Source organism: Streptomyces sp. WAC06614 (genome assembly GCF_003949795.1).
GTDB lineage: Bacteria > Actinomycetota > Actinomycetes > Streptomycetales > Streptomycetaceae > Streptomyces.
Window position 1 is genome coordinate 22336 of the sequence record NZ_RPRY01000051.1, and the last position, 9282, is coordinate 31617.

General features: G+C 72.6%; 10 protein-coding genes and 1 riboswitch. Of the genes, 6 read left to right on the forward strand and 4 right to left on the reverse strand.

Annotated elements, in window-relative coordinates; translation table 11 throughout:
• The first annotated feature begins 128 nt into the window (after positions 1-128).
• Positions 129-216, forward strand: a riboswitch (TPP riboswitch).
• Positions 217-229: 13 nt separating this feature from the next.
• The 5 genes from thiO to EF918_RS10050 all read left to right on the forward strand — a co-directional run bounded on the left by thiO (position 230) and on the right by EF918_RS10050 (position 5398).
• Positions 230-1414 (forward strand): glycine oxidase ThiO, encoded by a 1185-nt coding sequence (gene thiO / locus EF918_RS10030; RefSeq protein ID WP_125643904.1) that lies wholly within the window; start codon positions 230-232, stop codon positions 1412-1414.
• Positions 1415-1419: 5 nt separating this feature from the next.
• Complete coding sequence (gene thiS / locus EF918_RS10035) at positions 1420-1620, forward strand: sulfur carrier protein ThiS (RefSeq protein WP_125643929.1); 201 nt, start codon at positions 1420-1422, stop codon at positions 1618-1620.
• A 4-nt stretch (positions 1621-1624) separates the two neighbouring features.
• On the forward strand, positions 1625-2419 hold the full coding sequence (locus EF918_RS10040) for a thiazole synthase (protein WP_125643906.1): 795 nt from the start codon (positions 1625-1627) through the stop codon (positions 2417-2419).
• Positions 2420-2555: 136 nt separating this feature from the next.
• On the forward strand, positions 2556-4487 hold the full coding sequence (gene pknB / locus EF918_RS10045) for a Stk1 family PASTA domain-containing Ser/Thr kinase (protein ID WP_125643908.1): 1932 nt from the start codon (positions 2556-2558) through the stop codon (positions 4485-4487).
• The gene (locus tag EF918_RS10050) at positions 4484-5398 is read left to right on the forward strand and encodes a deoxyribonuclease IV (RefSeq protein ID WP_260610024.1); all 915 of its coding nucleotides are present in this window, start codon (positions 4484-4486) and stop codon (positions 5396-5398) included. The genes pknB and EF918_RS10050 overlap by 4 nt, the downstream gene beginning before the upstream one ends.
• A gap of 14 nt (positions 5399-5412) precedes the next feature.
• Here EF918_RS10050 and EF918_RS10055 read toward each other — a convergent pair whose 3' ends face one another.
• Positions 5413-6048 carry a sulfite oxidase-like oxidoreductase gene (locus EF918_RS10055; protein ID WP_125643910.1) on the reverse strand — a complete coding sequence of 212 codons (636 nt, stop codon included), beginning with the start codon at positions 6046-6048 and terminating at the stop codon, positions 5413-5415.
• 155 nt (positions 6049-6203) lie between these two features.
• Here EF918_RS10055 and bfr point away from each other — a divergent pair, with 155 nt between their 5' ends.
• Complete coding sequence (bfr, locus tag EF918_RS10060) at positions 6204-6683, forward strand: bacterioferritin (RefSeq protein WP_125643912.1); 480 nt, start codon at positions 6204-6206, stop codon at positions 6681-6683.
• Positions 6684-6704: 21 nt separating this feature from the next.
• Here the strand turns inward: bfr and EF918_RS10065 are convergent, their stop codons facing one another.
• From EF918_RS10065 to EF918_RS10075, 3 genes are all read right to left on the reverse strand, one after another.
• Positions 6705-6947: a bacterioferritin-associated ferredoxin gene (locus tag EF918_RS10065; protein WP_185921674.1), complete on the reverse strand. Its 243-nt coding sequence runs from the start codon at positions 6945-6947 to the stop codon at positions 6705-6707.
• Positions 6948-7126: 179 nt separating this feature from the next.
• Positions 7127-8482, reverse strand: coding sequence for a class II 3-deoxy-7-phosphoheptulonate synthase (locus tag EF918_RS10070; protein WP_125643916.1), 1356 nt, complete (start codon positions 8480-8482; stop codon positions 7127-7129).
• Positions 8483-8559: 77 nt separating this feature from the next.
• Positions 8560-8925, reverse strand: a complete 366-nt coding sequence (locus EF918_RS10075) for a hypothetical protein (RefSeq protein ID WP_125643918.1) — start codon at positions 8923-8925, stop codon at positions 8560-8562.
• Between the last annotated feature and the right edge of the window lie 357 nt (positions 8926-9282).

Genomic DNA, 9282 nt, shown 5'->3' on the forward strand with positions numbered 1-9282 from the left:
CTGCGTCTGCTGCGTCTGCTCGGTCACGTCGCCCAGCCTAATCATCTGACGCTCCGTCAGGAACAGCCGGCCCCCGGGCCTCCCTACCCGGGCCCCGGGGCCCGGGCTAGTCTGGCCACCGTACCGAACGCGGGAGCCCGGACGGACCGGGCTGAGAGGGAGGCTGGACGGCCTCCGACCGTACGAACCTGATCCGGGTCATGCCGGCGAAGGGAGGGGCTGGACGCCCATGCACGCATCCGTACATTCCGGACCAACCGGCCGGTCCGACGTCCTCGTCATCGGGGGCGGGATCATCGGCCTGGTCACGGCCTGGCGCGCCGCGCAGCGGGGCCTGCGCACCGCGCTGTGCGATCCGTCCCCGGGCGGCGGGGCCGCCCAGGTCGCGGCCGGCATGCTGGCCGCCGTCACCGAACTGCACTACGGCGAGGAGACCCTGCTCGGCCTCAACCTCGCCTCGGCGGAGCGCTACCCGGACTTCGCGGCCGAACTGCGCGAGGCCAGCGGCGGCCTGGACATCGGCTACCGCCCGTGCGGCACCCTCGCGGTCGCCCTCGACGCCGACGACCGCCTGCACCTGCGCGAGCTGCACGCCCTCCAGCGCCGCAGCGGACTGGACTCGCAGTGGCTGACCGGCCGCGAGTGCCGTCGCCTGGAGCCGATGCTGGCTCCGGGCGTCCGCGGCGGTCTGCGGGTCGACGGCGACCACCAGGCCGATCCCCGCCGGCTCGCGGCGGCCCTGCTCGCCGCCTGCGAACGGGCCGGGGTCGCGGTCCACCGCTGCCGGGCCGAGCGGCTGACCGTCACCGCCGACCGGGCCACCGGCGCCGTCCTGGAGGACGGCACCCCGCTCGCCGCCGGCCAGGTCGTCCTCGCGGCCGGCAGCCTCAGCGGCCGGCTGCCCGGCCTGCCGCCGGGCGCCGTCCCGCCGGTCCGGCCGGTCAAGGGCCAGGTCCTGCGCCTGGCGGTGCCGCCCGCGTACCGGCCGTTCCTGTCCCGTACGGTCCGGGCGGTCGTCCGCGGCAGCCACGTCTACCTCGTGCCGCGGGAGAACGGCGAGCTGGTCCTCGGCGCCACCAGCGAGGAGCTGGGCTGGGACACCACGGTCACCGCCGGCGGGGTCTACGAACTGCTGCGCGACGCGCACGAGCTGGTGCCCGGCATCACCGAACTCCCGCTCACCGAGACCCGCGCGGGCCTGCGCCCCGGCTCCCCCGACAACGCCCCGCTGCTCGGCCCGACCGAACTGCCGGGCCTGCACCTGGCCACCGGGCACTACCGCAACGGGGTGCTGCTGACCCCGCTGACCGGCGAGGTGCTCGCCGAGGTGCTCACCACCGGGGAACTCCCCGAGATCGCCCGCCCCTTCAGCCCCCGTCGTTTCTCCGCCGCACGTGAGGAGTCCCTGGTATGACCGCGATGACGGTCTCGGTGAACGGCGAGCCCCGCGAGCTCGTCCCCGGCACCACCCTCGACGCGGTGGTCGCCACCCTCACCAGCGCACCGTCCGGGGTCGCCGCGGCCCTGAACGAGACGGTGGTCCCGCGCGGGCAGTGGCCCGCCACGCCGGTCGGCGACGGCGACCGGGTCGAGGTCCTCACCGCGGTCCAGGGAGGCTGAAGCCATGGCCGACGACCTCTTCGAGCTGGGCGGACGCACCTTCTCCTCCCGGCTGGTCATGGGCACGGGCGGCGCCCCGAGCCTGGACGTCCTGGAACGGGCCCTGGTCGCCTCCGGTACGGAGCTCACCACGGTGGCCATGCGCCGCCTGGACCCGACCGTGCAGGGCTCGGTCCTGTCGGTGCTGTCCCGGCTGGACATCCAGGTCCTGCCGAACACGGCCGGCTGCTTCACCGCGGGCGAGGCCGTGCTGACCGCGCGGCTCGCGCGGGAGGCGCTGGGCACGAACTGGATCAAGCTGGAGGTGGTGGCGGACGAGCGGACGCTGCTGCCGGACGGCGTGGAGCTGCTGGACGCGGCGGAGGTCCTGGTGGACGACGGGTTCGTGGTCCTGCCGTACACGAACGACGATCCGGTGCTGGCGCGCAAGCTGGAGGACGTGGGCTGCGCGGCGATCATGCCGCTGGGCTCCCCGATCGGCTCCGGCATGGGCATCCGCAACCCGCACAACTTCGAGCTGATCGTGGAGCGGGCCGGGGTGCCGGTGGTCCTGGACGCCGGGGCGGGCACCGCCTCGGACGTGGCCCTGGCCATGGAGCTGGGCTGCTCGGCGGTGATGCTGGCCTCGGCGGTGACGCGGGCGCAGGATCCGGTGCTGATGGCCGCGGCGATGCGGGACGCGGTGACGGCGGGCCGGCTGGCCCGCCGGGCCGGCCGCATCCCGATGCGGCGCTTCGCCGAAGCCTCCTCCCCCACCGAGGGCATGCCCGCCCTCGACCCGGAACGCCCGGCCTTCTGAACCGGCCGGGACCAGGCCCTGACCTCCGGGGGCTCCGCCCCCGCAGGTCAGGGGCGGAGCCCCCGTACACGTCACAGGTGCGCTGCAACCCTGGACGCCCCGGCCCCGCCCAGGACATCGCTCGTAGAATCGCCGGGTGGATACGACCCTGGATGACCCGCTCGTCGGGCAGCTGCTCGACGACCGCTACCGCATCGACGCCCGCATCGCGGTCGGCGGCATGGCCACGGTCTACCGGGCCGTGGACACCCGCCTCGACCGCGTCCTGGCGGTCAAGGTCATGCACCCGGCGCTGGCCGCCGACGCGGCCTTCGTCGACCGGTTCATCCGCGAGGCCAAGTCCGTGGCCCGGCTCGCCCACCCCAACGTGGTCGCCGTGTTCGACCAGGGCACCGACGGGCCCTACGTCTACCTCGCCATGGAGTACGTCTCCGGCTGCACCCTGCGCGACGTGCTGCGCGAGCGCGGCGCGCTCCAGCCGCGCGCGGCGCTCGACATCCTGGAGCCGGTGCTCGCCGCCCTCGGTGCGGCCCACCGTGCCGGGTTCGTCCACCGGGACATGAAGCCGGAGAACGTGCTGATCGGGGACGACGGCCGGGTCAAGGTCGCCGACTTCGGGCTGGTGCGCAGTGTGGACACCGTCACCAGCACCACCGGCGCGGTGCTCGGCACCGTCTCCTACCTGGCCCCCGAGCAGATCGAGAGCGGCACCGCCGACACCCGCGTCGACGTCTACGCCTGCGGGGTCGTGCTCTACGAGATGCTGACCGGCGCCCGTCCGCACTCGGGCGGGACCCCGGCCCAGGTGCTCTACCAGCACCTCCACGAGGACGTACCGCCGCCGTCGGCCGTCGTGCCCGGCCTGCCCGCCGCGCTGGACCGGCTGGTCGCCGGGGCCGCCGCCCGCACCCCGGAGCAGCGGCCGTCCGACGCGGTGGCGCTGCTCGCGCTGGCCCGCGAGACCCGGGCCGCGCTGAGCGAGGCCGAGCTGGACGCCGTACCGCCGCAGGCCCGGGCGGCCGAGCGGTCGTCGTCCGAGGACCGCACCGGGGTGATCCCGCGACCCCTCGGGGTGCGCCGGGACGCCGAGGTGCAGCACACCTCGCGGCTGGAGCTGCCGCCCGAGCCCCCGCAGCCGGACCGGCCCGGACCGGGCCGGGGCCGCCCGGGCCGCCCGGCCCGGCCGCGCGGGCTGTACCTGGCCGTGGCCGGGGTGCTGCTCCTGCTGGGGCTGGGCACCGGCGTCTGGTACATCAGCGTCGGGCAGTTCACCCAGGTCCCGAACCTGATCGGCAAGACCGAGCAGCAGGCCCGCGGCCAGCTCTCGGCGGCCGGGCTCGGGGTGAAGCGGGTGGAGAAGCGGTTCAGCGACACCGTGGAGCGCGGGGCCGTGATCGACTCCGAGCCGGGCGGCGGGAAGCGGATCCGCGGGAACGGGAGCGTGGTGCTCGTCGTCTCGCGCGGGCCCGAGGTCGTCACCGTCCCCTCGGTGGAGAACCTCCCGCTGGACAAGGCCCAGCAGGAGCTGAAGAAGGCCGGGCTGGAGCCCGGCATGGTCGACCGGGCGTTCAGCCAGGACATCCCGCAGGGCTCGGTGATCAGCACCGACCCCAAGCCGGGCACCCGCAGGGCGCCCGACACGGCCGTCGCGATCGTGGTCAGCAAGGGCCGGCCGGTGCCGGTGCCGAGCGTGCTCGGCAAGCCGGTGGACCAGGCCAGGGCCCAGCTGGAGGGCGCCGGGCTGAAGGTCGAACTGGCCGCCGACCAGGTCAACTCCCCGGAGAAGGCGGGGACGGTCGCCAACCAGTCGGTCGGCGCCGGCGCCCAGGCCGCCCCCGGGGACACGGTGGTGCTGACCGTCTCCAAGGGCCCCCGGCTGCTGCCGGTGCCGGACGTCACCGGCAAGGAGGCCGACGACGCCCGGCGCATCCTGGAGGGCGCGGGCTTCAAGGTGAAGGTCGAGCGGCCGTTCCTCTCGTTCAGCAACGTCGTGGACACCCAGTCCGTCCCGGGCGGCCAGAGCGCCCCCGAGGGCAGCACGGTCGTCGTGCGCACCAAGGGCCTGTGAGCGCGGCCGTGGCGGACATCCGGGAGCAGGCCGCCCAGGAGCGGGCGCGCCGGCGCAACCCCGTCGGCGGGCACGTGCCGGTCGCGGGCGGGCTGGCCAAGGTCGGGCTCGGGTACGCGCGGGAGCTGCGGGCCGAGACCGTCCAGGTCTTCGTGGCCAATCCGCGCGGCTGGGCCACCCCGGCGGGCAACCCCGCGCAGGACGAGCAGTTCCGCGCCGGGTGCGCCGAGGCGGGGATCCCGGCGTACGTGCACGCGCCGTACCTGATCAACTTCGGCTCGCACACCCCGGCGACGGTCGAGCGGTCGGTGGAGTCGCTGCGCCACTCGCTGCGCCGCGGCCGGGAGATCGGGGCGCTCGGTGTCGTGGTGCACACCGGCTCGGCGACCGGCGGACGATCCCGGGAGGTGGCGTTCGCGCAGGTCAGGGAGCACCTGCTGCCGTTGCTGGACGAGCTGACGCACGAGGACGACCCGCTGCTGCTGCTGGAGTCCACGGCCGGGCAGGGCTCCTCGCTGTGCTCGCGTACCTGGGACTTCGAACCGTACTTCGAGGCCCTGGACGCCCATCCCCGGCTGGGGATCTGTCTGGACACCTGCCATGTCTTCGCGGCCGGGCACGACCTGGCGGAGCCGGGCGGCACCAAGAAGATGCTGGACCTGCTGGTGGGCTCGGTGGGCGAGGGGCGGCTGAAGCTGATCCACGCCAACGACTCGAAGGAGGCGGCGGGCGCCCACAAGGACCGGCACGCGAACATCGGCCGGGGCCACATCGGGCGGGAGGCGTTCGCGGAGCTGTTCGCGCACCCGGCGACCGAGGGCGTGCCGCTGGTCATCGAGACGCCGGGCGGGCCGGAGGGGCACGCCGCGGACGTGGCGCTGCTGAAGGAGCTGCGGCACCCGTTCGGGTGAGACCCGCAGGGCTCTCAGATCTCCGGACCGTCGCCCGGTTCCTCCTGGTAGGAGTAGCGCTGTTCCCGCCAGGGGTCGCCGATGTTGTGGTAGCCGCGCTCCTCCCAGAAGCCGCGGCGGTCGGCGGTCATGTACTCGACGCCGCGGACCCACTTCGGGCCCTTCCACGCGTACAGGTGCGGGACGACCAGCCGCAGCGGGAACCCGTGCTCGGCGGTGAGCAGTTCACCGCCCTGGTGGGTGGCGAAAACGGTGCGTTCGGCGGCGAAGTCCGACAACCGCATGTTGGAGCTGAAGCCGTACTCGGCCCACACCATCACGTGCGTGGCCTGCGGTGCGGGGGGCGCCAGTGCGAGGATTGTACGGGCCAGGACCCCGCCCCATTCGGCTCCCACCATGCTGAACTTGGTCACGCAGTGCAGGTCGGCGACGACCGAGGTGAACGGCAGGGCCGAGAACTCCTCGTGGTTCCAGCAGTGCTTCTCGCCGTCGGCGGTGGCCCCGAACACCCGGAACTCCCAGCGGTCCGGCTTGAACTTGGGGACGGGACCGTAATGGGTGACCGGCCAGCCCCGCTGGAGCCGCTGCCCCGGGGGAAGCTCCAGCGCTCCTGCTGCTCCCGGAGATTCCCGGCTTTCCGGCTGACCCATGACTCCATGGTGACAGACGGGCAGGGGTGGTCATGACCACGTGACCACCGATTCCGGCAACTCCTACTAAGGAGGTACTTACTGGACGCCCCTGGGCGGCGGTGCAAGGATGCGCGCACCGTCATAGGTCACTTGGCTTGGAAGGAGCCTGCGCGATGCAGGGCGACCCCGAGGTTCTCGAGTTCCTGAACGAACAGCTCACCGGCGAGCTCACGGCGATCAACCAGTACTGGCTGCATTACCGCATCCAGGACAACAAGGGCTGGACGAAGCTCGCCAAGTACACGCGTGAAGAATCCATCGACGAGATGAAGCACGCGGACAAGATCACCGAGCGCATCCTGATGCTCGACGGCCTGCCGAACTACCAGCGCCTCTTCCAGGTCCGCATCGGCCAGACGCTGACGGAGATGTTCCAGTGCGACCGGCAGGTCGAGGTGGAGGCGATCGACCGGCTCAAGCGCGGGATCGAGGTCATGCGCGGCAAGGGCGACATCACCTCTGCGCGGTTGTTCGAGGAGATCCTGGAGGACGAGGAGCACCACATCGACTACCTCGACACCCAGCTGGAGCTGATCGAGACCCTGGGCGAGCCGCTGTACATCGCGCAGCTGGTCGAGCAGCCGGAGAGCTGACGGCCGTCCGTCGTACGGGGCTCAGGCGGCCCGGGTGAGTGCGGCGTCCGGAGCCAGGACGGTGGCGGCCGCCCGGCCCTTCTCCAGCAGCTCGCGGCGCGGGCAGGTGCCGCGGCCGAGGAGACCCTGGATGGTCCGCACGCACGAACCGCAGTCGGTGCCGGCCTTGGTCGCCGAAGCGATCTGGCGCGGGGTGCACGCGCCGTTGGCCGCGTGCTCGGCGATCTGCTTGTCGGTCACGGCGAAGCAGGAGCAGACGTACACGCGGGGCACCTCCCTGCGGGAATGACGGGAATGAAGCGGACCGAGCCATCCCCGACTGTTCGGTGAGGCTTACCTAACCCTACCCGTCCCGGGGTTCCCCCAAAAGTCCCGCACACGACGATGGGGCGCGGATCACAGCGATCCGCGCCCCACCGTCGTAGGTTCACCCAGAGTGATCCTTACTGGTCGCGGTACATCTCCGCCACCAGGAAGGCCAGGTCCAGCGACTGGCTGCGGTTGAGCCGCGGGTCGCAGGCCGTCTCGTAGCGCTGGTGCAAGTCGTCGACGAAGATCTCGTCGCCGCCGCCCACGCACTCGGTGACGTCGTCACCGGTCAGCTCGACGTGGATGCCGCCCGGGTGGGTGCCCAGGGCCTTGTGCACCTCGAAGAAGCCCTTGACCTCGTCCAGGACGTCGTCGAAGCGGCGCGTCTTGTGGCCGGAGGCGGCCTCGAAGGTGTTGCCGTGCATCGGGTCCGTCACCCAGGCCACGGTCGCGCCGGAGGCGGTGACCTTCTCGACCAGCTCGGGCAGCTTGTCGCGGACCTTGTCGGCGCCCATGCGGACGACGAACGTCAGCCGGCCGGGCTCGCGCTGCGGGTCCAGGCGGTCGATGTAGGTCAGCGCCTCGTCCACCGTGGTGGTCGGGCCGAGCTTGATGCCGATCGGGTTGGCGATCTGCGAGCAGAACTCGATGTGCGCGTGGTCGAGCTGCCGGGTGCGCTCACCGATCCACACCATGTGCCCGGAGGTGTCGTAGAGCCGGCCGGTCCGCGAGTCGGTGCGGGTCAGCGCGCCCTCGTAGTCGAGCAGCAGGGCCTCGTGGGAGGCGTAGAACTCCACCGCCTTGAACTCGGCCGGGTCGGTGCCACAGGCCTTCATGAAGTTCAGGGCGTTGTCGATCTCGCGGGCGAGCTGCTCGTAGCGCTGACCGGAGGGCGAGGACTTCACGAAGTCCTGGTTCCAGGCGTGCACCTGGCGCAGGTCGGCGTAACCACCGGTGGTGAAGGCGCGCACCAGGTTCAGCGTCGAGGCGGACGCGTGGTACATCCGCTTCAGGCGCTCCGGGTCCGGGACCCGGGCCTCCTCGGTGAAGGCGAAGCCGTTGACGGAGTCGCCGCGGTAGGTCGGCAGGGTGACGCCGTCGCGGGTCTCGGTGTCCTTCGAGCGCGGCTTGGAGTACTGGCCGGCGATCCGGCCGACCTTCACCACGGGGACGGAGGCGGCGTAGGTGAGGACGGCGCTCATCTGGAGCAGCGTCTTCAGCTTGGCGCGGATGTGGTCGGCGGACACGGCGTCGAAGGCCTCGGCGCAGTCGCCGCCCTGGAGCAGGAACGCCTCGCCCCGGGCGACGGCTCCCAGACGGGCGCGCAGCTGGTCACATTCGCCGGCGAAGACCAGCGGAGGATACGACTCGAGGTCCGCGACGACAGCGCGCAGAGCCTCGGCATCGGGGTACACAGGCTGCTGCGCCGCGGGAAGGTCTCGCCAGGTCGCCTTGGTGGCGGGGGCTTGGGTTTCTGCGTTCACGGTCACCTCGTAAACATTACGGCGTCACGGCACCCTGTCCGGCCCGGCGCTCAACAGGTGAGACAGATGTCTCTCAGAGCGGCTCAAGGCGTCGCGAGCGCACCGGTCAGCGCGGTGGCCAGGACCAGCGCCAGCGCCGGGGGCACCAGCCGGTGCGCGCGGTCCGCGCCGCGGGCGCGCAGCAGGGCGGCCGCGGCGAGCGCGGCGACCAGGGTCGTCCCGACCGCGCGGAACGGGTCGGTCCCCAGCAGCACGCCGCCGCCGGTGGCGCACGCCCCCAGCCCGCAGCCGGCCAGGGCCGCGCAGGCCACCGGCCAGGACCAGGAGAAGCGCAGCGTGCGGCGCTCGCGGCGCGGGGTGCGGCGGTAGCGCACGACGTAGCCGACCAGGACGGCGAGGGCCAGCAGGAGCGCGAGGGTGCCGGCCGCGTGCCAGTAAGCGGAATCCATGATTCGGCTCACCCTACGGGACGGTGCTTCGCCCCGGGCCACCACCTGGGCTAGGGTCGGAGCATGTTCGCGCTTTCGCACCTGACCTGGTGGTGGACCGCTCGCTCGGCGGCCCACTGACTGCGCGTACCCGAAAGACTTGACGCGAAGGCCGCCCGAGGGGCGGCCTTCGGTGTTTCCCGGGCCGTTCCTCTCCACCCGTACCGGAAAGGTCCCGTCCCGATGAACCTCACCTCCTAATGACGTTGTCAAGCCGTTGTTGTGACGGGGAGTTCGCCTTGGTAGCACCGTCCGTCACGTATCAGGGCCCACAGGACGTTGACCCGTCGGCGGGCCAGGGCGAGGACTGCCTGGACG

What these genes read in the sequence shown, in the direction of transcription:
- EF918_RS10075 (WP_125643918.1), bottom strand. Translation starts at nt 8,925, where the DNA reads ATGGATTCCGCTTACTGGCACGCGGCCGGCACCCTCGCGCTCCTGCTG.
- bfr (WP_125643912.1), top strand. Translation starts at nt 6,204, where the DNA reads ATGCAGGGCGACCCCGAGGTTCTCGAGTTCCTGAACGAACAGCTCACC.
- thiS (WP_125643929.1), top strand. Translation starts at nt 1,420, where the DNA reads ATGACGGTCTCGGTGAACGGCGAGCCCCGCGAGCTCGTCCCCGGCACC.
- thiO (WP_125643904.1), top strand. Translation starts at nt 230, where the DNA reads ATGCACGCATCCGTACATTCCGGACCAACCGGCCGGTCCGACGTCCTC.
- EF918_RS10040 (WP_125643906.1), top strand. Translation starts at nt 1,625, where the DNA reads ATGGCCGACGACCTCTTCGAGCTGGGCGGACGCACCTTCTCCTCCCGG.
- EF918_RS10055 (WP_125643910.1), bottom strand. Translation starts at nt 6,048, where the DNA reads ATGGGTCAGCCGGAAAGCCGGGAATCTCCGGGAGCAGCAGGAGCGCTG.